Raw genomic sequence first — 25,100 nt, 5'->3', positions numbered from 1 at the left:
CCGCGACTGCGGAGACCACGCCAACTTTACTGCCCCGCTTACAGCCGATAGGCCGCGACGATTTCGTGCATCTGGCGGGCCAGCTGATCCAGTGCGCGTGCTGCGTCGGCACTCTCGCCTGCGGCGGCGCTGCTTTCTTCGGACATCTGGGCGATCTTCTCGACCTGGATCGCGATCGAGTTGGTGGCGGCGCCCTGCTCACGGATCGAAGTAGCGATTTCTTCCACGCGTTGCACCGCGTCGCGGCTACCGCTGCGGATCACCTGAATCGCCTGGTTGGTTTCTTCCGCGCCAGAGACGCCGGTGCCGACCCGCTGCACGGCTTCCTGCATGCAGGCCACCGCCGCGGAGGCGCTGCCGCGCATGGCCTCGATGGTGGAGCCGATCTCCTGGGTGGAGCTGCGGGTGCGCTCGGCGAGCTTGCGCACCTCATCGGCCACCACGGCAAAGCCGCGCCCCTGCTCACCGGCCCGGGCGGCCTCAATGGCCGCGTTGAGGGCCAGCAGATTGGTCTGATCCGCTACTTCCTTGATCACTGCCACCACGCTGGAAATGCGTTCGCCATGTGCCTCCAGCTCGTGGATGCGGGCTGAGGAATCCGCGACGACCGCGGCGATGTCATTGATGTCACGCACGGTCTGGCCGATCACCAGTTCGCCGTTGGCCGCCAGTTGTGCCGACGCATTGGAGAGCTGGTTCGCCTCCTGAGCGCGTTCGGCCACATGGTTGACGCTCACTGTCATCTCTTCGACGGTCGCCGCCATGTCGGAAGCAGCCTCGCTCTGCTGCAGCGAAGCGCGCGCGACCTGTTCGGAGGATCCGGCCGTCTGGCTGGCGGCGGCGGCGAGGGACTGGGCATTGCCGGCAATGGTCTGCAGATTGCCCTGCATGCGATCAATCAGGCGATTGATCGCCCCTGCGATGGCCCCCAGCTCGTCGCGCTGCAGTACCGGGATGCGCCGCGTGAAATCCAGCCGGCGCTCAATATGCTCGACCGTATCCTGCACCGCATGCAGTGACACGCGCACGCTGCGGATCAGCATGAAAGCCAGGCCACCACTGATGAGGGTCGCCAGCAAGGCCACGATCCAGGAGACCGTCAGCAGTGAAGAGGCCTGACTGGAGGCCGCCTGCACCATCCGGTCCGCCTGCCGATGGTTGTACTCGCGATGGGCCTTGATCGCCTCCGAAACCTTGTTGCCCTGTGCCACGCCGATGCCGGTGAGGGCATCGCGGGCGCCATCCACATCAAAATCATCGGACTTGGCCAGCACCTCGTCGCGCACGCGATCGTAAGTGGCCACTTCCTTGCGCACCGCTTCGAGCAGGCTGCGGTCCTCCTCATCGACCACCATCTCCCGGCTGTAACGCTCGAAGGCAGCATCCATGCGCTCGCGCGCGGCCATGATCGCAGCGCGATCTTCCTTCTTCTTGGTGTCATACAGCTCGGTGACGTGCACCGTGATCAGGCGCCGCACGGCCAGGAAATCGCGCTCGATATCGGCCACCAGCTCCATGCTCGGCAGCAGGTTCTGCTGGAACTGCTCGAGGCTTTGCTGCGGGGCCCTGGCGGCAAAGAAACCTGCCAGTGAAACCAGGAACAGGGACAGGATGGATGCGCCGCTCATCACGAGCAGGCGGCTGGATACGCTGAGGTTCATGGCAGTGAGATATGCACAGGAGTCAAAGGGGCTGCCCATGCCTGCGTCACTCCCAGGGAGACAAAGGCATGGGTCATCAGGGCCTAACGGCCGCCAGCCGCCAAGCTTGAAGCCTCCCGATCCTTACTTGACCCACCTCAAAACGCTGGCGTATGGAAACCTTCGCTCAGCGAACCAGGCGCCACATCCCCGGCAGCCGCGCCAGCAAGACCACACCGACGGCTGAGAGCAGCAGCACCAGTCCGCTGAGCAGCGGAATGCCCAGTGCCGGGTGCCAGTGCAGGGCCGTGAAGCCGGCTTTCGACAGGCCCAGCAAGCACAGCGGATGAACCAGGTAGATGCCGAAGGAAAGCGGCGCGAACTGTGCGAGCCACCCGGCCCAGGCCTTCCCCGGCAACAGGCGCAGGCCCAGCATGAAGGCACAGGCGCCCATGCCCAGCACCAGCGGGTTCGGATAGGCGTACATCCACTCGATGGCCCGTGCTCCCAGCAGGGGCCGCAACAGCCCGGCGCCCACCGCCACCCCGGCGCCGCCCAGCAAAAAACCGGCCCACAGCCAGCGCACAGGCGGCTGGGTTTGCTGGGTGAACAACAGCCAGCCCAGCAGATAGCAGCCGAGATAAGCCAGACTGCTGCTCAGGAAGAACTGCTTGCTCCAGCCCAGCGGCACCTCAAGTGCCGCCAGCACGCTGAGCCCTGCACACAGCCACCACAACTGGCGCCGCGAGCAGCTCGCCACACCGAGGCGTAGCGCCGGCGTGGCCAGATACAGGCCCGGCAGCATCCACAGGTACCAGAGGTGGTAATAAGGCGTGCCGCGCACGAGCAAAGCCAGCAGGCCCGGCAGCGACCAGTGCGCAGCCTGCCAGGCCTGCAGCCCGAGATAGATCAGGCTCCAGCCAACCAGCGGCCACACCAGGCGCGCCGCGCGCTTGCGCCAGAAATGAGGGGCCGGCTCGCGGCGGCCAAGCAGCAAGGCGCCGCTAAGCATCACGAAGACCGGCACGCACCAGTGCGCAAAGCTGTCCCACAGATTCGCGCTCCACCAGCTCACGGCATCGGGCGCAGCGATCAGGGCGGTCGCCGCCACATGCACGCAGACCACGGCCGCGGCGGCCAGCACGCGCAAACTTTCGAGGGCCGCCTCTGGCCCGCTGGAAGCGTGCGTGAGGCGCCTCTCAGTCACCAAAATTGAAGGGCAGGATCAGGACCATGTGATCGTAATCCTTGCTCAACGCCGGTGAAAAAGCGGGATAGGGCGCGGCCGCCTGCACGCTCTGCAAGAGCGCTGCATTCAGGGCCGCACTGGTATCCGGCTGGATCAGCTCGCTCGCCACCAGCCTGCCATCGGCAGCCACTTCCAGCGACAGCAGGCTCTTGCCATGGGCGACCTTGCCTGCCGCATCGCGCGGCACCCGCTCGCGCAATTCGGCCAGGATCTGTTGCAGACAGGCCTCGCGATAGAAGGCCAGGCGCGCTTCGCGGCTGCGCAGGGCCACAACGATGGTGCGCGGCGCGGCGGCTTCAACCGGCTGGCTGGCCGCCGCCAGCGGCGCCTCGTCAGCCCGGGCGGCCGGCAGCAGGGCGAGCAGCAGCAGGCTGGCAGCAATCAGTCTGGACATGTGTGTATCCCGGTCAGCGCTCACTGCTCGACGCTGATCTCGTCGCGCGTGAAGTTCATGGTGCGCGCCAGCACCAGAATGTCGTAATCCTTGCGCAGCTCATCCGGAATGCGCGCATAGGGCGCAGCCAGCCGCACGATGCGCAGTGCGGCTTCATTGAGCTTGGGATTGGCGTTCGGGCGGGCAATCTCGGCAGATTCGAGCGAACCGTCCGGACGGATCTCGACCACCACCATCACGCTGCCGTACATGGAGCCGCGCGCGCTGCGCGGAAAATTCACCTCGCCGATACGCTCCAGCTTGAGGCGGAAAGCTTCGCCGTACATGGCCAGCTTGTGTTCCTTGGTGCGCGGCGAGATGAAGCCCTTGCGCGGCCGCGAGGCGTAATCCTTGACGAGCTTATCCACCACCGCCTCCTGGCGCGCGATGGCCTGAGCCGAATTCAGATCGAGGCCACGCTCGGTAGGCTTGGTTTCGCTGGGGGTTTCTTCGCTCTGCTTAGCCCGCTCGGGCGCCACCTGCTTCTTGCTGCCCTGCGCCAGGGCCAGCAATTCACGCTGGCGCGCCTCCATCTGGCGCACACGCTGCTGCGCCTCGGCCACGGCCTCGCCATCACGCACCGAATCCTGCGGCGGCAGCGGCGAAGTCGGCATGTGTTTCTGGTCAGCCTGCTCGCCCCCCCCATCGAGGTTGGCCTGAGCCAAGGCCTGCGCATCGCGCGGGGGCTTCTTGTGGCGGGAATTCACCAGCACCACCTGGAGGCCCTTTTCCTCCAGCTTCTTGAGGCCGCCCGGGGGCGCCACGAAATTCATCGCGCCGAACACGCCGTGCAGCAGCACCGACAGCGCAACCCCCAAGCCCAGGGCATGGCCGCCCAGCCAGGACAGGGAGCGGCCCCGCACCCGTTTGCGCGCCGGCTTGCCGGAAGAAGACGACTTGCCCGAGGCAGCGGGTTTCACCACCGCAGCGGGCTTTTCAGCCTTGGCTGCTTTGGGGGTGGAGGGGCGGGGAGTAGCGGCAGACATGCGCGGGAATTCTACGCGAGCGGCGTTTCTTCTTCTTCGCCGTCGGTCCCGTCTTCCGCGGTGGTCAGCGGCGCCAGGGTGGCGAGGTACTTGCCGCGCAGCTCGACGTCGATCAGATCCACCTTGTCGACGCCCACCTGCACGCGTTCATGCGCATTCACACCTGCCGGCAGGGAGTGCAGCTTGAACACCAGCGGCACTTCTTCCAGGCGCAGGATGTTTTCGCGCAGCACCTTGGCCGGAGTTTCCTTCACCCCAGCCTGACGCAGCCAGCGCAGGCACCAGTAGCGCTCCATGCCACGCTGGAATTCGTTGTAGGCGCTGTAGGTGGCGTCGAAATCGCTCATCGCGTGCGCCAGCTCGGCCGAGCCCGGTGCGAACGGGGCCGCTTCGCCACGCAGGTGGGCGATCAGCTGCCACTGGTTGCACAGGTCGACATAGCGGCGCAGCGGGCTGGAAGACCAGGCGTAGTTGTCGACGCCCAGCCCCTCGTGCGGACCGGCCGCGGTGCTCATGCGCACCCGGCCGCCCGCCTGGATGCGGTAGATCGCCGGCAGGCCGGCTTCATGCAGCAGCTTGCCCCAGCTGGAGTTGGCCAGGATCATCAGCTCGGCGACCAGCTTGTCCAGCGGCGAGCCGCGCTTCCTCTGCTCGATCGTGATGTGGCCGGGGCCATCCGGCGTGTCCTGCGACCAGTCGACGTAGTAGTTGAAATCCATCTGGTTCTGGTTGGCCGAGGGCTTGCCGCGCCCGGCCTCCAGCACCGTAGCGAACTCCCACAGGGTCTTCAGCTCGGCCATGTAAGGCGCATCCGGCAAGGCCTCGGCCTGCAGGCTGTTTTCGTTGAACACCGGCTCGATGTCGTGATGGCGCAGGTTGGACGACACATGCACGCGCTCGATGCGGCTCGCCATGCCGGCGATGCTGAAGTCGCGATTCACTTCGACGTAGAGCGACAGCGCCGGGCGGGCCTGGCCTTCGCCGAGGGTGTAGGCACTAACCACGTCATCCGGCAGCATGGTGATCTTGTTGCCGGGCATGTAGACGGTGGACAAACGCTTGCGGGCCACCGCGTCGATCGGGCAGCCGGGGCGGATGCCCAGGCCCGGCGCGGCAATGTGGATGCCGACTGTCCAGCCACCTTCAGCACGCGGCACCAGCGAGAAGGCGTCGTCGATCTCGGTGGTGGTGGCGTCATCGATCGAGAAGGCGGAGGCCGGTGCCAGCGGCAGATCCTCCGGCAGGGGCGGGGCGGCCAGCGCCGGGAAGGCCGTGCCTTCCGGGAAATACTCGAACAAGAAGCGGCCCAGATGCAGCTCGTGGCTGCTCTTCAAGGCACCGGCCTTGAGCAGCAGGCGCGGGGCAGACTGACCGCTCTCATCCACCGCCGCTTCGAGCGCCTTGGTTTCGAGGCGGTTACGGTCCGGCTTGTAGAGCAAGGCCTGCAGCATGGCCGGGAACTCGGCGGGCAGCGTGCCGGCCATGAGTTCGGTCTTCATGCGCTCGACCTGTTCCTGTTGCAGGCGCTTTTTCTCGGCGCCGGCCAGGGCGGCCGCGAGGATTTCGGGCGGAGCCTTGCGGAAGCGGCCCTTGCCCTTGCGGTGGAAGTGGATCGGCGAAGCGAAGAGCTTCACCAGCACGGCGCTCGACTCGACCGCCGAGGGCGTGTGGCCGAAATAATCGGCCGCGAATTCAGCAAAGGCGAACTCGTCGTCGCCGCACATTTCCCACAGGAATTCGGTATCCATGTCGGCCGTGAGTACATCGGCCTGGGCCAGCAAATCAGCCGCAGAGGGGCTGGCAAAACGCAGCAGCACATTCGCCGCCTTGAGCTTCACACGCTTGCCCGTGGCGGTTTCCACCTGCAGGGAGGAATCGTTATCGGTGAGGATGGTGGCGGTCTTGAAAGACCCGTCCTCTTCAAACAGCACATTCATCAAATTCAGCCTGCGGGGGTTGCGACCGGCGATTATAGCGGGCGCCGCCCCGGAAGCTGCTCAAGCCGCACGGGCGCGGCGCAAGGCGTCCAGTGAAAACACCGCCAGCCCGGCCCAGATGAACATGAAACTGATCAGCGCAACATGGCTGAAGGGCTCATGGAACAGGAACACCGCCTGGGCGAATTGCAGGCTCGGGCCCACATACTGGATGAAGCCCAGGGTGGTGTAACGCAAGCGGCGCGCGCCCACGGTGTAGAGAAACAGCGGCACAGCGGTGATCAGGCCGGTGCCGATCAGTGCCGCAATCGTGCCCGCACCGCTGAAGTGGCCCTCGCCGCCGGCCTGCAGCCACAGCAGCCAGCCCAGCGCCACCGGCGCAGCCAGCAGGGTTTCGACGAAAAGCCCGTCCAGCGCTCCGATCGGCGCGCGCTTGCGCAGCAGGCCGTAGAGCGAGAAGGTCACGGCCAGGCTCAGCGACACCCAAGGCAGCGTACCCAGATGCCACACCCGCCACAGCACGCCGGCACAGGCCAGGGCCACCGCCAGTTTCTGCCAGGTATGCAGACGCTCGCGCAGGAAGATCGCGGCCAGCAGCACATTAATCAGCGGCGCGATGAAGTAGCCGAGGCTGGCTTCCAGCACATGGTTGTTGACGATGGCCCACACGAAGAGCAGCCAGTTCACCGCCGTGAGGGTCGTGGTCAGCGCCAGCAGACCGATCAGGCGCGGCTCGCCCGCCAGCCGACGCAACACCGTGAAGCCCCCCCGCCAGGCCATCACGCCAGTCAGCATCAGCAGCGACCAGACGACGCGGTGGGCCACCGTTTCAAGTGCTGGCACGCCGGTGAGCAGCTTCCAGTACAGCGGGGCCACGCCCCAGATCGAAAACGCCGTCAGCGCCGCCAGGAAACCGGCGCGCGTACCTTGTTGTGCTGCGTTCATGCGGCCAGCCCGGCGCGCTCGATCACTGCATCGAGGTAATCATCCCAGCGCGTGAAGCTGTGGTCGCCGCCGGGCAGCACGCTCTGGTGGCAGCCGGCGTAACGCTTGAGCGCATGGCGGTAGTCCAGCACCTCGTCGCCCTCCTCTGCCAGCAGCCAGAAATTCTCCGGCCGACTGATCCGCGCCACATCCAGCGCGGCGATCTGCGCGGCGTGTTCTGCCGTGAAGCTGAAGCGCTCACCGCTGTAGATCATCTGGTGCTCTCCGATGAACAGACTCTGGTCAAAGCCAGCATGGGGAACGAAGGGATTGATCACCACAGCCTGCAGCGCATGCTTCTCGGCCAGATGGGTTGCGTAGAAGCCGCCCAGCGAACTGCCCGCCAGCAGCGGCGGCGTAGTGCAGCGCGCAAGCTGCGCCTCGGCCTGGGCAATCGCCTCGCAAGGCACCGGCGACAGCTGTTCGCACCACAGGTAATCACCCAGACCGCGCTGCGCCATGCGCAGGGCCAGTGCCTGCACCTTCTGGGATTGGGGGCCGGAACGGAAACCGTGGAGGTAGAGGATCATGGCAAGCGGCCAGAAATCGGCAAAACCGGATTCTGCCAGCCTGCGCCGCTCAGCGTGATGCGTTGCAACAAAGAAAAAGGGCGCAGCCAAAGCTGCGCCCTCGCAACTGCGGCAATAGCGGATCAGTAACCGGTGGTCACCCCGAGGCCGCTGGGCAGCTTGCCGGCCAGCTGCGCCGGACTGTAAGCACCCTGGGTCGTCCAGGCCATCCAGTCCAGATTGCTGCGGAAGGCCACATTGCGGTTGTCACCGAACTGCACATAGTCCTGCCCCACCGCGTAGGTACGCTGCATGTTGGTGGTACTCAGCGGGCCCAGCAAGGGCGTGGAGTTGCCATCCACATACACCGTCACGGTACCGGCGTAGGCGCTGGTCAGAGTCACCGCGATCTGGAAGATATGCGGCTGGGTCATGTCGATCTGTGCGACCACATCACTCCCGCCCTGTTCGACAGTCTGCAGACGCACATTGCTGCTGCTGGCGTCTCCGCGCAGCACCAGCACCACACGGCTGTCGGCAAAGGCCAGTTCGAACTCAGCCAGGCGAGTATTGACGTCATAGCTCACACCGCTCACCGGCATCACGCGGGTCAGGAAAGTCATGTAACGCGGATAGCTGGGGCTGGTGTTGAGCGCACTGCTGCTGCGGACCAGGCTGCGGTTCAGCGGCACGGCTGACGAATCTAGGCTCAGCGTGCCACCACTGGCGCTCATGTAATCCATGAAATATGCGGTGCCACTGCTTGAGCTGGCCGCAGAGCTGCTCGTCGAACTCGCGCTTGAGCTCGAACTGGAGGCCGGCAATGAATCGGAGATCGATCCACCGACCAGCACGAACTTGCTGCCACTCCCACTCCCGAGAACAAGCGCGCCGTCCGCAGTCGGATGCAGCGTTCCGTTGTAGCTGTTCCAACTCACCGATGCCGGCACGCTCAGCGAAGAGCTGGAGGCGCTCGAAGCACGCGAGGAGCTCGAAGCCGCAGTTGCCCCGCTCGCAACACTGAAGCTCACCGCCACATCCCGCGACGACAGGGTGGCCCCGGCTGCGTTACGCAGGGCGACGTTCACGATGCTGCAGTAAAAACCCGCCGCCAGCGTGGAGGCATTGGCCGTCACCGTGGCATAGCCGCCGGCCAGATTGGGGGTGATCGTCAGCCAGGCATCGGTCTGGGTGATGAACACGGTGGTCGCCGCCGGATTGCTCACCGTCATCGTGACAGTCTGCGAGGAAGCCAGAGGCGAGCCCGCCGTGCCAGTGAGGCTCACCGACGTCGTGGACAAACTGAAATCGCCCGTAGCCGCACTGGCGCTGCCGGCGCAGGCCGCTGCAGATGAGCTGCCAGCAGCCACGGCAGCTGTTGCTGGCGCGCTCGCTCCACCACCCCCACCGCCGCCGCCGCCGCCACACGCAACCAACACTAGCGCCGTCAGCAGCGCCGCACACCCCGCTCCATACTTGAACATCATTCCCCCGTACAACTTGTTAAAAAATTTAAAGGCGGGAAAGGCTAACAAGGAGACAAGGCGCGCGGCGATCACTTTCTGGCCCGCCTTTCACGGCATGCGACACAGGCGTCGTATCTAGGCAACATCGGCCGCTAAACGCCAGGAGCGGCGCCGATCAGGACAAGAAAAAGCCCGGGCGCGGCCGGGCTTCTGAAAAACAGAACTCAGGCGCCAAACTCAGTCCGCCCAGTGCACCCAGCCCATCTGCCAGGTGAGCAGCACGATCAGGCCAAACACGATGCGGTACCAGGCGAAGACCTTGAAACTGTGGGTGGACACGAAACGGATCAGCCAGCGCACACAGACAAAAGCCGAGATGAAGGAGAACAGCATGCCCACCGCCCACATCCCCAGATCGTCCACCGAGAGCAGCGCACGCTCCTTGTAGAGCGAGTAGAGGCCGGCCACGCCGAGGGTCGGGATGGCGAGGAAGAAGGTGAATTCGGTGGCCGCCTTGCGCGAGAGACCGAAGAGCATGCCGCCGATGATCGTCGCGCCGCTGCGCGAAGTGCCGGGAATCAGGGCGAAGGCCTGGGCGACGCCGACCTTCAGCGCATCCAGCCAGTTCATGTCTTCCACCGTTGCAACACGCTCGTGATGACTCTTGCGCTCAGCCCACAGGATGATCAGGCCGCCGAATATGAAGGTAGCGGCCACCACCGGCGCGTTGAACAGATGCAGCTTGAGCCACTTGCCGAATACCAGCCCCAGCACGGCCAGCGGCAGGAAGGCGATGGCCACGTTCACCAGCAGACGGCGCGAAGCTTCCTCGCGGGTGGCGCTGATCAGGGCATGGCCCAGGCGGGCCCGGTATTCCCACACCACAGCCAGGATCGCGGCGGACTGGATCACGATCTCGAACAGCTTGCCGCGCTCATCGTGAAAATCCAGCAGGGTGCCGACCAGGATCAGGTGGCCGGTGGAGGAGATCGGCAGAAATTCGGTGAGGCCTTCGACGATGCCGAGAATGGCGGCCTTGAGCAGCAGGATGAGGTCCATGAAAATGCGCCGGGCTGGGGGAAACCCGGATTATACGGGCGCACTGCGGCGAGACCGCGCCACGATGCATGCCGGCGTGATGAACTTGGCCTCGGGGCACATCAGGGCTACCGCCCGCGCGTGGCGTGCGCCTGCAGGATGCGATAGCTACCGACCAGAGCAGCGGCGATGCACGACGCGATCAGCGCGTGGCCTGCTCCAGCGCGCCGATCCAGTGCATCGCCTGCTCGCGCGAATCGCCACACATTTCCGCCGAAGGCTGCAGCCCGCCACACACGGCCGGGCGACCGGGCATGCCGAAGATCTTGCAGCGCAAGGCTGCATCGAGCTGGATGCAGGGCACCCCGGCCGGCTTGCCTTGCGGCATGCCGGGGATGGGGCTGGAGATCGAGGGCGCGATGCAGCAGGCGGCGCAACCAGAGCGACAGTTCATACGGACGGGAGGTTGGAGACGAAGCCCCGAGCATCGCAGCGATGGGCCGCGCCGTCGAGGGCTTCTCAGCCTCGCAGGGCGCACAGCCCGCGCAACAGGGCCGGTCGCCAGGCGAGCGTCAGGGCCACCGTCAGGGCACTGGCAGCAAGCAACATCAGCCACACCAGCAGGGCCATCGAAGGCCGATCAGCCAGCAGGCAGGCTGCGGCCGCGAGGGCCAGGGCACAGGCGCCCGCGCCACGCAGCAGAAGGCGTACGCCAGCCGCCCGGGCCGCTGGCTGCAGCATGACCTGCTCCCAATGCACGGCCATCGCCAGGGCCAGCCAGGCCATGCCGGCCAGACTCAGCAGACAGGCAAGCAAGAGCCAAAAAGCTTCAGGCATGAACCACCTCCGTCTCCGGCGCTGCACTCGGGCTGAGCAGCGCGCGCTGCTCACGCCGCGCCAGCCGGCGCGCCGCCAGGGCGGCGAGGCCGGCGGCTGCCAGCAGGCTCAGATCCACGCCGGCCACGGCCCAGTACGGTTCGAGGATGATCGTCTGCAGCAGGTGGTCGCCGGTGCTCAGCCAGTTCAGCAGCACCGCCGCCAGCGCCAGCGCGGCGATGGCCCAGCACTGCTCGCGCCAGGCCGGATTGATGCGCGCCTGCGCCACGGGAGCGCCGCGCAGGGCGGCATGCACGAAGGCCAGCAACCACAGGCCCCAGAAAATCTGCTGCTCCCACTCCCCCTTGCCGCTGAGCCCGGCGGGCAGCAGGCGATTGACCACCAGCATGCCGACCGCCGCGATCACCATGCCGGTGACGCAGCCTACGGCCAGGGCATCCACTACGCGGGCGCCGGGGCTGCCGGCTGCGGCGTGTTGCCGCTTGCGCTTTTCGACGAAGAAGATGAAGCCGGTGGCGATGCAGGCACAACCAAGCAGGCCGCCCAGCACGTAAAGCCAGCGCAACAGCCAGTGCTCGAAATGCTGCAGGTGCAGGCCGGTGAGGAATTCGTTGAGCGCCGGCACGGCCGCGCGCGGCGGCTCCTCGCGCAGCACTTCGCCGCTGCTGGCCTTGAAGTGGATCGCTTCGCCGACCAGCGCCACGCGATCACTCCCCGCGCGGTAGATGCTCACATAGCCGTTGGCGTCACCCAGGTGATGCAGTTGCAGGAAGCCAACCTCACCAGCCATGTCACGCGCGGCCCAACGACGCTTGGCCTCCGCCATCATGGCGTCGACCGAAGCCAGCGGCGCCGGGATGCCGGCACGCTGATGCGGCAGACCTGTTTCGCGCGCCTCGATGATCTCGTGCTGATCGTGCAGGGGCTTGAGCTGGAACTGCGACACCGGAAAGTAGTAGAAGCCAGCAAAGATCAGCAGGCCGGTGAAGGCAAAGAAGAAGTGGAAGGGCAGCGCCACCACGCCGGTGAGGTTGTGCAGATCGAGCAGGCTGCGCTGGGTCTGTTTCTGCGGGCGGAAGGTGAAGAACTCGCGGAAGAACTTGCGGTGCATGATCACGCCGCTCACCAGGGCGACGAGCATCACCAGACCGGCGAGGCCCACGGTGAAGATGCCCATGTTCTGCCACTGCCAGTTCAGGCTGTAGTGCATCGGGTAGAACCACTGGCTGCCGATCTTGAGCTGGTCCGAAGGCACGGCCGCGCCGCTGCGCGGATCGATCGTGGCATTGGCGTGGATATGGTTTTCCAGGCCCGGATCTTTCGGCTGCGGCACGCGGAAGCCGGCGCCAATGGCCAGCACCGGATCGCGGTGGGTGGTGTAGGCCCAGTACTCGTCGGGCGGCAGTTCCTGGCGCGGGGTTTGCGGGCCTTTGGCCGCATCGTGCAGCGCCGGCATGTTGAGGGCATAGTCGGCAGGGTCCGCTTCGAGTCGCGCGAAGGCCGGCAACAAGACCTTGTCGAAGGAGGGCATGGGCTGCGGCGCGAAACGCGTTTCGGGCAGCGCCCAGCGATCGATCTCGCGATCGAACACCGACAGCGCACCAAAGAAGAAGCAGGCCATCAGCACATAGCCCAGCGCGAGGCCGAACCAGGTATGCAGCCAGGCCATGGATTGGCGAAAACTCGTGAACATGGCGGCGCCCTCAGGACAGGATCGCACGCTGCAGCAGCAGGGCTGCGGCGTTGAAGAGCAGGGCACCGCCGACCAGCACCGCACACACCCGCAGCACGCTGCGCGCGGCGAAGGACCACAGGAAGACGCCGGCAAAAACCAGCAGGCCCAGCATCAGCAAGGCCGTCTCGGCATCATGAAAGGGCGCGCCGAGGGCCACCAGGGCCGCCGTGCCGCAGGCCACGAAGCCCCAGGAAAAGGCCCAGCCGCCGGGAATGGCGGCGAGGATTCGCAGGGCAATGCCAAGTTGCTGCAGGGGTCGCGAATGCGTGCGTGTCATGTCTGTGGGCTAAGCCTGTTGGGTGAAGCAGGTCCGGCGGGTTCGGTCTGGATGGCGTACGCCGGACCGGCATCAAACTGCCGGTCCGGGCTCAAAGCTCAAAGCTTGTAATCAAGCGTGAGGTAAGCACTGCGTGGCTCGCCATAGACCGCGCCATAGGCAATCCCGGTGACGTACTTCTGGTTGAACAGGTTGTTGACGTTGAGGCGGGCCGACATCTCCGGGGTGATCTGATAGCGGGCGAAGGCATCGGACACGGAATAGGCGTCCTGGCGGGCGCCGCCGTTCTTCCTCACGTCGGAGTTCCAGCGTGTGGAGAGGCCCAGACGCAACGCGGGCAAGCCAGGGATGGCGCTGTCGAAGCGCGCCTTCACCTGCGTGCGTGGCACCCATTCATAGATGTCATTGCCATCCGGCCCGGTCAGCTTGATGCGGGTAAAACCCAGGGCCAGGTTCGCATCGCGACCGATCTTGCCGGTGGCCTCGAGCTCAAAGCCGGTAGATTTCACATCCTTGGGCACGTAGGCGTACTGACCCGCGCTGGTCATACCGTCATAGGTGGCCAGGCCTTCCTGCTTGGCGCTGAACACGGCGAAGGTGGTCAGCAGGCGCTTGTCGAGCCAGTCGGCCTTCAGGCCGGCTTCGCGGTTGACGCCCTTCATCGGATCCAGATAGGCCCCGCTGTAGTCGGTCTGGTCCTGATTCTGGAAGATCTCGGAATAGGAGAGGTAACCCAGCAGGTTGCCCGTGATGTCGTAGGTCAGGCCGTAATAGGGGCTGGACTTGCGGGTGTCGGGATATTCGGTGGTGGTGGTGACCGAGCCGTAGCGCGAGCTGCCTTCACGCTCGAGCTTCACGGAGTTCAGACCCACGATCGCACGCAGCTCATCAGTCAGCGCCAGACGGGTCGCGCCATAGAGACGGGTCAGGGTCTGCTTGCCCCCGGAGGCCGGTGTGCGTGCGCCCCAGTTCGGTTCCGGATAGACGTTGCCGCCGTAGGGGAAGGCCGGCAAGGCCTGCAGCATGTAACTGGAATCAAAACTGTAGGTATCGGTGTCAGTTTCCTCGATGGAGTGACTCAGGCCGGTGATCAGCTCGTGCTTGCGGCCGAACAGGTTGAAGTTGCCGCTCAGGTTGAGGTCGAAGAGATCGCTGTCAGTCGTCGTGTAGCTGCCATAGGGCCAGCCGACCAGGCCGGTGTTGTCATTGTTGAGCGCCCCCGAAAGCGAGTAGGCGTAGAGCAGGCGCGTTTCTTCCTCGGCGTGGCGCTTGTTGTAGGTGAACTTGCCTTCCCAGTTGTCGCTCAGATAGTGGGTGTATTCAGCGAAGGCGGTTGTCGATTTGGTGTTCCAGTAGGTCCAGTCCTGCGAGGTGGACGCGCTGGTATCGAAGCTGGCCTGGCTGCCGTCCGCGTAGTTGAGCGTCAGCGAGCCCCACATCGGTGACTTCTGGCGATGATCCTGGTCCGTCACGCCCACCGTCAGCACACCGTTGCTGCCAATCTGGCTGTCGATCACGCCGTACAGCGTGGTGTCGCGATCGTTCAGGCTGCGGATCCAGGAGTCCTTGTCCTGATGGATCAGCACGACACGGCCGGCCACCGTGCCGTCTTCAGTCAGCACCTTGTTGTAATCGAGCGCAACGCGCTTCTTGTCGTAGGAGCCACCTTCCAGCACCACCTGACCCTCGTCCTTGTTGGTGGGGCGCTTGCGCACGTAGTTGACCGTGCCGGAGGCGTTGCCCACCCCGGTCAGCAGGCCATTGGCGCCGCGGATGACCTCAATCTTGTCGAACAGGAAGGTGTCTTGCTGGCCCACGACCGTGCCCCAGCTGTTGGTCATGCCCAGACCATCCATCTGGGTGAGCTGGATCTCGAAGCCGCGCGATTCAAAGGTCGCCCGGTTGGTCTCGTACTGCTCCACATTGATGCCGGTGACCATCTGCAGCGCCTGGTTGCTGCCTGTCACGCCATAGTTCTGCATGTCGACTGAGTCAAAGGTGCTGATGCTCTGCGGCGTTTCCTTGACCTCCATCGGCAGACCGGTCGCGCCCTTGGAGACGCGATTGGCGCGCAGGCTGCTCACCACGACCGCTGCCAGCTCCTTGTCAGTGCCGGCCGTGCGCGGCGGGGCCTTCTTCACCAGTACCGCGCTGCCGTCCACGCTGGCTTCGAGATCACTGCCGGCAAGCAGGCGATCGAGCGCCTGACGCGGTGTGAGCTGGCCGGACACGGCCGGTGCCGTCTTGCCGGCCACCAGTTCGGCCGGGAAGCTCAGCTGCAGGTTGGCCTGCCGCGCCAGCTCGTTTAGCGCATGGCCCAGCGGCTGGGCCGGGATGTTGATGCTCAGCGCGGCAGCCGCCGGGGTGCCAGTCTGGGCATGGGTCGGTGCAGTGGCCGCCAGGGTCAGGCTGAGGGCGACAGCCAGAGCCAGGGGTGCCGGGGTGAAGCGGTTCTTGTGGTGCAGCGCTGCGCGCATGGGGGAACTCCTGAATCGGTCGTTGATTGCCGGACCGCAGCTCGCCGCTGCGGATCCTCCTGCCGATGAAGACGCACCACCCCCAGCGAATCCTCATGTTGCAAATGAGAATTCTTCAAAGTTTTTTTGCCGCTACCTTGCCACCACCTCCGTGAGCGCGCCGTGCGACTCCAGCCGCACGGGCAGAAGCTGCGGCAAGGCCCGGGCGAACTGCTGGAACTGGCGCAAGGTGTAGCTGCCGCCCACTGGCAGCGCCGCCACGGCCGGATCACGCACCACCAGGCCGGTATGGCCATAGCGCTCGAACTCAGCGATGGCGTCGGCCAGCGGCGTCTGGTCAAAACTCACCCGCCCCTCACGCCAGGGGGCCACGGCGGTGGGCGGCAGCGCGGCGGGCGCGCTGAGCTGGCCGCGGCCATCCGCCACCACACGCTGGCCGGCATGCAACTCCACGCTCGCCAGGCGGGCATCGGCGCTGGCGGGCGCCACCCGCACCCGTCCCTCCTCTACTTCCACCACCGTCTGGCCGGCATCACGGCCACTCTGGCTGTGGCGCACCGAAAAACGGGTGCCCACCACGGTGACGCGCACCCCTCCGGCCCACACATGGAATGGACGTTGCGCGTCCGGATGCACGACAAACATGACCTGACCTTCCTGCAAGTGCACTTCGCGACGGTCGCGGAACAAGCGCACCTCGGCCCGGCTGGCCGTATCAAGCTGCAGCGTGCTGCCCTGGCTTGCCGCATCCGGCAGGCTCACGCTGAGCTGCTGCCCGCGCTCGGTGGCATAGGCCTGCACGAAGCCCGGTTGCAGCTGCCACTGCTGCCAGCCCAGCCAGGCACCTGCCACCACGACACAGGCCAGCGCCGCCGCCATGGCCTGCGGCAGCCAGCCGCCCTGCAGCCATGCCCTCCAGCCGTTGCGGGCCGGCGGACGCGGCAACGCGGGCGGCCAGGCCGGGGCCGGAGCCTGCGGCGGAGCGCCTGCAGCCCGCTCGCCCAGGCCGGCCCTGAGGGATGCCAGATGCTCGTCGGGCAAATGCCGCAGCTCATCGAATGTGTGCTCCATGTCCTCAAGGGCCGCACCATGGCGCGGATCCGCCTTCAGCCAGTCCGCCAGTTCAGCCTCGCCCGCTGCGTCCAGACCATTGCGCCGGCGCAGCGCCCAGGTCGCCGCCTCAATGTCGAGCGGATCCTGATCCTGGGCAAAGGCGTCGAAGTCGCGCGCATCCTCGGCGGGATCCGGGGCGGCGGCGGGGGCGTGATCGTGTGAGCGCGAGTTCATGGGCAGGGGGCGGAAGGCATGTTCTTGTGCAGTAGACGCATGAGGGCGGGCATTTCCTCACCCCTGCGGCATACGGGCGTACTTTTGGGCGGACTATAGCCGAGCTCAGGCGCTGCCGGAGCCAGCCCCGCGCAGCTGCCGCTCACACAGCTTGCAGGCCACCATTGCGCGCACCACATGCTTCTCCACCATGCTGACCGAAACCCCCATGTGCTGTGCAATCTGCGCATGGCTGAGGCCTTCCAGAATGGACAGCACGAAGGCTTCACGGCAACGCGGCGGCAGCGCCTCGATGGTGGCCACATAGGCACGGATGATCTGCTGCGAGGCCAGCACCTCTTCGGGTTGCAGATGGCGTGGCGCTGGCGGATGAAACTCTTCGGGCAAGGCATCGAGGGGCTCGTGCCGGCGCACCGCATCGCGCCGATGAAAGTCGACGATCAGATTGCGGGCCGTGCGATAGAGCAGGGCCCGCACGTCCAGGATGGCCTGGCCGCTGCCCTGCACCGACAGCACCCGCAGGAAACTCTCCTGCGCAAGATCGGCCGCCGTATCGCGATCGCTCACCTGGCGATTCAGGAAATTCAGCAGCTCACGGTGATAACGCTCCAGCACGACAGAATCCACGAATGAGTTGAAACAGCTTGGAGCTGCTTATGATTTCTTAACAAGAACCATTCTCATTTAATCACAGAGTCGCACACTTGTGTCGGCCTCGTCGCGACGCGACGCGCACCGCCGCCTGCGGCGCTGACGCGCTTGATACGAGTCAATTACAGCCGGGGGCGGCAATTCCCATACTCAGACCACACTCAGAGAATGGATAAAACAATGAGCTCCCCTGATTTCGTGACCTATCTCACCACCGATCACCGCCATTGCGACGAGCAGCTCGGCGCGCTGCGCCGCAGCGCCATCGGCGGCGACTGGCAGGCCGCCAGCGCCGCCTTCGAAGCCCTGCGCCATGACATCCTGGCTCACTTCGCCGCCGAGGAGGAAGTGCTCTTCCCGGCCTTCGAAGCCAGCTCCGGCATGACATGCGGGCCCACCGCCGTAATGCGCATGGAGCACGAGGAAGCGCGCGAACTGCTGCTTGATCTGGCCGAAGCCATCGCCGCACAGGAAACGGACGGCGTACGCGGCTACGGCGAAGCCCTGCTGATCCTGCTGCAGCAACACAACATGAAGGAGGAAAACATCCTCTACCCGATGGCGCAGCAAGGCCTTGGGCCGCGCGTCGGTGAGCTCAGCGCACAGATCGTGCTGCGCCGGGAGACCTGATGGAAACACTGGATGTGCGCGGCCTGCCGCCACCCGAGCCCTTCGAACGCATCATGGCCGCACTGGATGTGCTGCCGGCCGGCGAAGCGCTGGAAGTGCTCATCCACCGCGAGCCCTTCCCGCTTTACGACTGGCTGCGCGAACGCGGCTGGGCATGGACGGCCAAGCGCGAGGATTTTTCGGGTTACGAGCAGTTCCGCCTGCACATCGCGGCGGCGGGAAAAACCTCGTAGGAGCGACTTCAGTTGCACAAGCCGCGTGGCAGGCCGGCTGAAGTCGGCCCTACGAAAACAAGTCTCTGACCCGGCCACAAGCACCCCGACCGAAACCTTCGCGGCCAGTTCCGCTTGTACACGCCCATGCAACTCGTCTCCACCGAAGCCTCGCCTGCGCCTGATCTTTCCTTCGCCCACTTTCTGGCCGGCCTGGCCGGCATGGGCGCGGCGGGAATCCTGCTGGCCTGGCAGCCTGAAGCGCTGCTCACGCGCTGGCATCCGGCCGCGCTGGCCGCCGTGCATCTGTTCGCCCTGGCCGGTCTGATGCCGGTGATGCTGGGAGCGCTCCTGCAGTTCGTGCCGGTGGCCTGCGGCCTGGCCCTGCCGCGCTGGCCACGGCTGGACTGGCTGATCCTGTCCGCGCTGCTGGCGGGGGCCTACGCGCTCGCCGGCGGCTTCCTCTTCGCCGACCCGGCCTGGCTGCTCACAGCCGGCCTGCTGCTGGCCGCCAGCCTGCTCAGTTTCCTGACCAAACTTATCCGCGCGCTGTGGCAACAACGCCTGCAGGCGGCCTTGCCCGCCGCCTTGCGGCGCAATGCCCTGGCTTTTGCCGCCACCGTGCTGCTGGGCCTCAGCCTGATCGGCGTAATGCGTTTCGGCTGGGCCCTGCCCTTCCTGCAGCTCGTGGACTGGCATGCGCAGTGGGGGCTGATCGGCTGGATCGGCGGCCTGATCATCAGCGTGAGCAGCGTAGTGGTGCCGATGTTCCATGTCAGCGCGCACTACCCCAAGCACTGGGAGCAGGCCACGCGCAGCCTGCCACTGCTGCTGCTCACCGGAGGCCTCGCCAGCCTGGCCGGCTGGAGCACGCTGGCACAGCTCTGCACGGCCTTGCTGGCCCTTCTGTGCCTGGCTTTCGGCCTGCTCACCGGGCTGCGCGTGGTGGAAGCGCGGCGCGGCGAGCGCGATGCCTTCCACTGGGGCTGGCTGGCGGTCGCTGCATTGAGCAGCGGGCTGGCCTTGCTGGGCCTGCTCGCCAGCCTGGCGTCGGACCCGCGCTGGGGCCTAGCCTTCGGCGTGCTGGCACTGACCGGACTGGGGGGTGGCACGATCAGCGTGATGCTCTACCGCATCGTGCCCTTCCTGATCTGGCTGCACTGGCAACGCGCCAACAAGGCCCGCGCGCGTCTGCCCCTGCTGCACCAGATCGTGCCTGAGCGCGCCCAGCGTGCGCAGTTGCTGGCCGATTTCGGCGCCAGCCTGGTGCTCACGACAGCCGCCTTCGTTCCCGTGCTGGTCCTGCCCGGTGCAGCCCTGCTCGCGGCCAGCAAGCTCGTCCAGCTGAGCTTGCTGGCTCGCGCGATGCACGCCTACCGCCAGCGACTCGCCCTGCTTCACACCCTGCCACCTCGCGTTCGCCCGGCCGCGGGTAATCCCTGATCCCGGCAAAGCCTTGCCGGGCAAGGGCTCTGGCCATTCTTGACACGAATCAAGGAGGCTACCCCGGCCAAGCGACTCCAATCCCCCTGATAGCACCAGTGCGGGGCATTTCCCTTTTGGGCGGAATGGCGCACCACGGCAGTGCATTTTTACCAGACTGCTTCGATAGCCCACCGGGATTGGAGAACCACATGAAGATCGTAAGTCTGCTGGTCAGGGTCAGGCCGGAACAGGCCGCCGAAGTCGCCGCCCGCCTCGTCGGCATTGCCGGCGTGAGCCTGCATGGCACGACACCGGATGGAGGCCGCCTGGTGGTGATGCTGGAAGACGGCGAAGGCTATGCCGTCACCGATTCGATTCTCGCCGTGTCCGTCGCCAGCGGCGTGCTGGGCACCACGCTGGCCTACGAATACACCGACGAAGAAGTCACCCCGGACGAACTGGCCGCCGCCATGGCCAGTTCCAAGAAAAGACACGTACAGGAGATGCAAGCATGAGCCTCAGTCGCCGCGATTTCATCAAGACCCAGGCGCTGGCCGCCGCCACCGCAACCGCCGTGGGCAGCCCGCTGGTGCATGCCGCCACGGCTGCAGCCACCCCCAGCGAAGTGCGCTGGGACAAGGCCGCCTGCCGCTTCTGCGGTACCGGCTGCTCGGTGCTGGTGGGCGTGCAGAACGGCAAGATCGTAGCGACCCAGGGCGACCCGGACGCACCGGTCAACCGGGGGCTCAACTGCATCAAGGGCTACTTCCTGTCCAAGATCATGTATGGCGCCGACCGCCTGACCCAGCCGCTGCTGCGCATGAAGAACGGCCAGTACGCCAAGGACGGCGAATTCGCGCCGATCAGCTGGGACAAGGCTTTCGACATCATGGCCGAGAAGTGGAAGGCTGCGATCAAGGAGAGCGGTCCGAATTCCATCGCCATGTTCGGCTCGGGCCAATGGACGATCTGGGAAGGCTATGCCGCCAGCAAGCTCTACAAGGCCGGTTTCCGCACCAACAACCTGGACCCGAATGCGCGCCACTGTATGGCCAGCGCCGTCACAGGCTTCATGCGCACCTTCGGCATTGATGAGCCAATGGGCTGCTACGACGATATCGAGCAGACCGATGCCTTCGTGCTGTGGGGCTCCAACATGGCCGAGATGCACCCGATCCTGTGGAGCCGCATCACGGATCGCCGGCTATCCCACGATCAATGCCAGGTGCACGTGCTGTCCACCTTCGAGCATCGCTCCTTCGATCTGGCCGACAACGGCATGGTCTTCGTGCCCAACACCGATCTGGCGATCCTGAACTACATCTGCAACTACATCATCCAGAACAAGAAGGTGAATCTGGATTTCGTGAAGAAGCATGTGAATTTCAAGAAAGGCGAAACCGACATCGGTTTCGGCCTGCGCCCCGGCCACGATCTGGAAAAGAACGCCACCAACAACGGCTACCCGGGGGCGGACGGCAAACCCAAGGGCGACGTGGGCAAAGCCGAAGCGATCAGCTTCGAAGAATTCGCCAAGTTCGTCTCTGAATACACCGTGGAGAAGGTCAGCAAACTCTCCGGCGTGCCGGCCGCCAAGCTGCAGAAGATGGCCGAGCTGTATGCCGACCCGAAGAAGAAGGTGATCTCCTTCTGGACCATGGGTTTCAACCAGCACACCCGCGGCACCTGGGTGAACAACATGATCTACAACGTCCACCTGCTGGTGGGCAAGATCAGCGAGCCCGGCAACAGCCCCTTCTCGCTCACCGGCCAACCCAGTGCCTGTGGCACCGCACGCGAAGTCGGCACCTTCGCACACCGCCTGCCGGCGGACATGGTGGTCACCAACCCCGAGCACCGCAAGCACGCCGAAGAGATCTGGCAGCTGCCCGACGGCACCATTTCCGACAAGGTCGGTCTGCACGCCGTGGCCCAGAGCCGGGCCCTGAAGGATGGCAAGGTGAAGTGCTACTGGACCAGCACCACCAACAACATGCAGGCCGGGCCGAATATCAACGGCGAGGTCTATCCGGGCTGGCGCAATCCGGCCGCCTTCGTGGTGGTCTCGGATGTGTATCCCACGGTGTCCGCACTGGCCGCCGACCTGATTCTGCCCAGCGCGATGTGGACCGAGAAGGAAGGTGCGTTCGGCAACGCCGAGCGGCGCACCCAGTTCTGGCGCCAGCAGGTCAAGGCGCCGGGCGATGCACGCTCGGATCTGTGGCAGTACATCGAGTTTTCCAAGCGCTTCAAGGTCGAGGAAGTGTGGCCGGCCGAGCTGATCGCCAAGAAGCCGGAACTGAAGGGCAAGACCCTGTATGACGTGCTTTACGCCAACAAGGTGGTCAACAAATTCCCGCTCAGCGAAGTCGAGAAGGTGAATGCCCACGCCATTACCGGCTACATGAACGACGAGTCGAAAATCTTCGGCTTCTATCTGCAGAAAGGCCTGTTTGAGGAGTACGCGAAGTTCGGCCGCGGCCATGGTCATGATCTCGCCGATTTCGACATGTATCACAAGGCGCGCGGCCTGCGCTGGCCGGTGGTGGATGGCAAGGAAACCCTGTGGCGCTTCCGCGAAGGCTTCGATCCCTATGTGAAGAAGGGCGAAGGTGTGAAGTTCTACGGCCACAAGGATGGCAAGGCCGTCATCTTCGCGCTGCCCTATGTGAATCCGCCGGAAATGCCGGACAAGGACTTCGACCTGTGGCTATGCACCGGCCGCGTGCTGGAGCACTGGCACACCGGCTCGATGACGCGCCGGGTGCCCGAGCTGCACAAGGCGGTGCCGGAAGCGGTGATTTTCATGCATCCGGACGACGCCACGAAGCGCAAGCTGCAACGCGGCATGCTGGTCAAGGTCGCCTCGCGGCGTGGCGAGATCACCGCACGCATCGAAACGCACGGTCGCAACAAGCCGCCGGTGGGCCTGATCTTCATCCCCTTCTTCGATGAAGGCCGGCTGGTGAACAAGCTCACGCTGGATGCCACCTGCCCGATCTCGAAAGAGACGGACTTCAAGAAGTGCGCGGTGAAAGTGACCCGCGCCTGAATGCGCTGATCCCGGCCGGGTCCGGGATCACGCCTGAACCTTGACTCCGCCCCTCATGAGCGAGCCCACCAAGCCAGCCAACGCCAGCCCGCGCCGCCGTTTCCTCAAGGAAATGGCCGGTGCGGCCGGGGGCGCCTGCCTGCTCGCCATGGGCGTCACACTCTATTCGAAACAGGCCGGTGCACGCCCCGCGCAAGCGATCCGCCCACCCGGCGCACTGTTGGAGGAAGCCTTCCTCGGCGCCTGCATCCGCTGCGGCCTGTGCGTGCGCGATTGCCCCTACGACACGCTCAAGCTCGCCACGCCCGGCGATGGCGTAGTCAGTGGCACGCCCTATTTCACGGCTCGCGACATTCCCTGCGAAATGTGCGAGGACATTCCCTGCGTGAAAGCCTGCCCCAGCGGCGCGCTCGATCACGCGCTCAGCGACATCCGCCAGGCCGAGATGGGCATTGCGGTACTGATCGACCAGGAAAACTGCCTCAACTTCCTCGGCCTGCGCTGCGACGTGTGCTACCGCGTCTGCCCAGTCATCGACAAAGCGATCACCCTGGAAATGCGGCGCAACCCGCGTGAAGAGCGCGAAGGCCCGGCCGCCACCCGCCACGCGATGCTGATCCCCACGGTGCACTCGGACGCCTGCACCGGCTGCGGCAAATGCGAGAAGAGCTGCATCCTTCCTGAAGCCGCCATCAAGGTGCTGCCCGCCCGCCTGGCTCAAGGCAAGGCTGCCGAGCATTACCGGCGTGGCTGGGAAGAGAAGGACAAGGCCGGTGGCTCACTGATCAGCGAGCAGCTGAAGCTGCCCGTACGCGGCTTCGACGCGCAATCGGCGCCGGGAGGCCAGCCATGAGCGCGCAGCGCCCCGGCCTCGAAGCCATCGCCGACAAGGGCTGGCTCGCCGCCCACAAATGGCTGCTGCTGCGCCGCGCGTCGCAGTTACTGATCCTCGCCGCCTTCCTCGCCGGACCGTGGTTCGGCGGGTGGCTCGTGAAGGGCAACCTCGCCTCCAGCCTGACCCTGGATGTGCTGCCGCTGACCGATCCCTTCCTGTTCCTGCAGATGCTGGCCACCCGCCACTGGCCTGAGATGAGCGCGCTCATCGGCGTGGCCATCGTGCTCGGTTTCTACCTGTTGGTGGGCGGCCGGGTGTTTTGCTCCTGGGTCTGCCCGATGAATGTGGTGACCGATAGCGCCGGCTGGCTGCGCCGCCGCCTGGGCCTCAAGAGCGGGCGCAGCCCGCACGAGGCCACCCGCTTGTGGCTGCTCGGCTTCGTACTGCTCGCCGCCGCCCTCAGCGGCTCGTTGGTATGGGAATGGGTCAATCCAGTATCGATGCTGCAGCGCGGCCTGATCTTCGGCTTCGGCGCCGGCTGGGTCTTCGTGCTGGGCGTGTTTCTCTACGACCTGCTGCTGGCCGGACGCGGCTGGTGTGGCCACGTCTGCCCGATGGGGGCGCTCTACGGCCTGTTCGGCAAGAGCGCCCTGATCCGTGTCGCCGCCCACCAGCGCAGCGCCTGCAACGACTGCATGGACTGCTTCGCCGTGTGCCCCGAACCCCAGGTGATCCGCCCGGCCCTCAAGCCGCGCGACCCGAATGACACCCCCCTGATTCTGGATGGCGACTGCACGAACTGCGGTCGCTGTATCGATGTATGCAGTCAAGAGGTCTTCCGATTCGGCAGCCGATTCAACAGGAGCAAAAAATGAAAAAACTGATACTGACGCTGATTGCCTGCCTCATGCTGGCCCCGGCCTATGCCCAGAAAACCGAACCTGTGCCTGATCCGCTTGCTGGCGTGAAGGCTTTCGGCATGCGCGGCGTACCGATCGACGGCCCGGAAGCCGCGTCGGACAACTTCCGCAATGAGCGCGATCAGCCACCGCTGCCACGCGACTTCGTGCAGCAGCCGCCGCTGATCCCGCACACCGTGAAGGGCTACAACATCACCAAGAACTTCAACAAGTGCATGGATTGTCACGCCTGGAACCGCACCAAGGACACCGGCGCCACCAAGGTCAGCGTGACTCACTTCAAGACCCGCGAAGGCACCGAACTCTCCAACATTTCCCCCCGCCGCTACTTCTGCACCCAGTGCCATGTGCCGCAGACCGATGCCAAACCGCTGGTGGCGAACAAGTTCCAGCCAGCCGCCGGCATGCGCTAAGCGGGTATCCGCCTACTACGCACGCCAATCTCGTCACTGCGATGCTCGCCGTACCACTCGTACGACTCCGCTTCTCCTCACGACCTTGACGCGCTCGCTATGGCGGC

At 65.4% G+C, this 25,100-nt stretch carries 24 protein-coding genes; 8 read left to right on the top strand and 16 right to left on the bottom strand.

Annotated features, from left to right (window positions below):
- Nucleotides 1-38: 38 nt before the first annotated feature.
- From HJ583_RS00255 to HJ583_RS00180, 16 genes are all read right to left on the bottom strand, one after another.
- Nucleotides 39-1,661 (bottom strand): methyl-accepting chemotaxis protein, encoded by a 1,623-nt coding sequence (locus HJ583_RS00255; protein ID WP_170019483.1) that lies wholly within the window; start codon nt 1,659-1,661, stop codon nt 39-41.
- 166 nt (nt 1,662-1,827) lie between these two features.
- Nucleotides 1,828-2,847 carry an acyltransferase gene (locus HJ583_RS00250; RefSeq protein ID WP_170019481.1) on the bottom strand — a complete coding sequence of 340 codons (1,020 nt, stop codon included), beginning with the start codon at nt 2,845-2,847 and terminating at the stop codon, nt 1,828-1,830.
- Nucleotides 2,840-3,283, bottom strand: a complete 444-nt coding sequence (locus tag HJ583_RS00245; RefSeq protein WP_170019479.1) for an energy transducer TonB — start codon at nt 3,281-3,283, stop codon at nt 2,840-2,842. The genes HJ583_RS00250 and HJ583_RS00245 overlap by 8 nt, the downstream gene beginning before the upstream one ends.
- Nucleotides 3,284-3,303: 20 nt before the next feature.
- The gene (locus HJ583_RS00240; protein ID WP_170019477.1) at nt 3,304-4,308 is read right to left on the bottom strand and encodes an energy transducer TonB family protein; all 1,005 of its coding nucleotides are present in this window, start codon (nt 4,306-4,308) and stop codon (nt 3,304-3,306) included.
- Between the two features lie 11 nt (nt 4,309-4,319).
- Nucleotides 4,320-6,245: a ribonuclease catalytic domain-containing protein gene (locus tag HJ583_RS00235; RefSeq protein ID WP_170019475.1), complete on the bottom strand. Its 1,926-nt coding sequence runs from the start codon at nt 6,243-6,245 to the stop codon at nt 4,320-4,322.
- Nucleotides 6,246-6,305: 60 nt separating this feature from the next.
- Complete coding sequence (gene rarD, locus HJ583_RS00230; RefSeq protein WP_170019472.1) at nt 6,306-7,190, bottom strand: EamA family transporter RarD; 885 nt, start codon at nt 7,188-7,190, stop codon at nt 6,306-6,308.
- A complete protein-coding gene (locus HJ583_RS00225) occupies nt 7,187-7,759 on the bottom strand; it encodes a YqiA/YcfP family alpha/beta fold hydrolase (protein ID WP_101942249.1) in 573 nt (190 codons plus the stop codon). Before HJ583_RS00225 ends, rarD begins: the two co-directional genes overlap by 4 nt.
- Before the next feature lie 122 nt (nt 7,760-7,881).
- Nucleotides 7,882-9,108 (bottom strand): hypothetical protein, encoded by a 1,227-nt coding sequence (locus HJ583_RS00220; RefSeq protein ID WP_170019471.1) that lies wholly within the window; start codon nt 9,106-9,108, stop codon nt 7,882-7,884.
- Between the two features lie 333 nt (nt 9,109-9,441).
- Complete coding sequence (locus HJ583_RS00215; RefSeq protein ID WP_170019470.1) at nt 9,442-10,263, bottom strand: undecaprenyl-diphosphate phosphatase; 822 nt, start codon at nt 10,261-10,263, stop codon at nt 9,442-9,444.
- Between the two features lie 181 nt (nt 10,264-10,444).
- Nucleotides 10,445-10,696, bottom strand: a complete 252-nt coding sequence (locus HJ583_RS00210) for a YkgJ family cysteine cluster protein (protein ID WP_101942174.1) — start codon at nt 10,694-10,696, stop codon at nt 10,445-10,447.
- Between the two features lie 65 nt (nt 10,697-10,761).
- Nucleotides 10,762-11,079 (bottom strand): DUF3325 family protein, encoded by a 318-nt coding sequence (locus tag HJ583_RS00205; protein ID WP_170019468.1) that lies wholly within the window; start codon nt 11,077-11,079, stop codon nt 10,762-10,764.
- The gene (locus tag HJ583_RS00200) at nt 11,072-12,772 is read right to left on the bottom strand and encodes a PepSY-associated TM helix domain-containing protein (protein ID WP_170019466.1); all 1,701 of its coding nucleotides are present in this window, start codon (nt 12,770-12,772) and stop codon (nt 11,072-11,074) included. The genes HJ583_RS00205 and HJ583_RS00200 overlap by 8 nt, the downstream gene beginning before the upstream one ends.
- A gap of 10 nt (nt 12,773-12,782) precedes the next feature.
- Entirely contained in the window at nt 12,783-13,091 is a 309-nt protein-coding gene (locus HJ583_RS00195) for an iron uptake protein (RefSeq protein WP_170019464.1), read from the bottom strand.
- 98 nt (nt 13,092-13,189) lie between these two features.
- Nucleotides 13,190-15,568, bottom strand: coding sequence for a TonB-dependent siderophore receptor (locus HJ583_RS00190; RefSeq protein ID WP_170019462.1), 2,379 nt, complete (start codon nt 15,566-15,568; stop codon nt 13,190-13,192).
- A gap of 132 nt (nt 15,569-15,700) precedes the next feature.
- Complete coding sequence (locus HJ583_RS00185; protein WP_170019460.1) at nt 15,701-16,855, bottom strand: FecR family protein; 1,155 nt, start codon at nt 16,853-16,855, stop codon at nt 15,701-15,703.
- Nucleotides 16,856-16,960: 105 nt separating this feature from the next.
- Nucleotides 16,961-17,482: a sigma-70 family RNA polymerase sigma factor gene (locus HJ583_RS00180; RefSeq protein WP_328824783.1), complete on the bottom strand. Its 522-nt coding sequence runs from the start codon at nt 17,480-17,482 to the stop codon at nt 16,961-16,963.
- A 204-nt stretch (nt 17,483-17,686) separates the two neighbouring features.
- Between HJ583_RS00180 and HJ583_RS00175 the strand changes: the two genes are divergently transcribed.
- From HJ583_RS00175 to HJ583_RS00140, 8 genes are all read left to right on the top strand, one after another.
- Nucleotides 17,687-18,136, top strand: coding sequence for a hemerythrin domain-containing protein (locus tag HJ583_RS00175; protein ID WP_170019457.1), 450 nt, complete (start codon nt 17,687-17,689; stop codon nt 18,134-18,136).
- The gene (locus tag HJ583_RS00170; protein ID WP_170019455.1) at nt 18,136-18,369 is read left to right on the top strand and encodes a DUF2249 domain-containing protein; all 234 of its coding nucleotides are present in this window, start codon (nt 18,136-18,138) and stop codon (nt 18,367-18,369) included. Before HJ583_RS00175 ends, HJ583_RS00170 begins: the two co-directional genes overlap by 1 nt.
- Before the next feature lie 126 nt (nt 18,370-18,495).
- A complete protein-coding gene (locus HJ583_RS00165) occupies nt 18,496-19,791 on the top strand; it encodes a hypothetical protein (RefSeq protein ID WP_170019453.1) in 1,296 nt (431 codons plus the stop codon).
- Between the two features lie 191 nt (nt 19,792-19,982).
- Nucleotides 19,983-20,288 carry a chaperone NapD gene (locus HJ583_RS00160; RefSeq protein WP_170019451.1) on the top strand — a complete coding sequence of 102 codons (306 nt, stop codon included), beginning with the start codon at nt 19,983-19,985 and terminating at the stop codon, nt 20,286-20,288.
- Complete coding sequence (gene napA / locus HJ583_RS00155) at nt 20,285-22,825, top strand: nitrate reductase catalytic subunit NapA (RefSeq protein WP_170019449.1); 2,541 nt, start codon at nt 20,285-20,287, stop codon at nt 22,823-22,825. Before HJ583_RS00160 ends, napA begins: the two co-directional genes overlap by 4 nt.
- Nucleotides 22,826-22,880: 55 nt before the next feature.
- Nucleotides 22,881-23,678, top strand: coding sequence for a ferredoxin-type protein NapG (gene napG, locus HJ583_RS00150; protein WP_170019447.1), 798 nt, complete (start codon nt 22,881-22,883; stop codon nt 23,676-23,678).
- Nucleotides 23,675-24,535: a quinol dehydrogenase ferredoxin subunit NapH gene (napH, locus tag HJ583_RS00145; RefSeq protein ID WP_170019445.1), complete on the top strand. Its 861-nt coding sequence runs from the start codon at nt 23,675-23,677 to the stop codon at nt 24,533-24,535. Before napG ends, napH begins: the two co-directional genes overlap by 4 nt.
- Nucleotides 24,532-24,993 (top strand): nitrate reductase cytochrome c-type subunit, encoded by a 462-nt coding sequence (locus tag HJ583_RS00140; RefSeq protein ID WP_170019443.1) that lies wholly within the window; start codon nt 24,532-24,534, stop codon nt 24,991-24,993. The genes napH and HJ583_RS00140 overlap by 4 nt, the downstream gene beginning before the upstream one ends.
- Nucleotides 24,994-25,100 lie beyond the last annotated feature (107 nt).

Source organism: Uliginosibacterium aquaticum, from assembly GCF_012972705.2.
GTDB classification, from domain to species: domain Bacteria; phylum Pseudomonadota; class Gammaproteobacteria; order Burkholderiales; family Rhodocyclaceae; genus Uliginosibacterium; species Uliginosibacterium aquaticum.
This window is presented reverse-complemented; position numbering and strand designations above follow the sequence as displayed.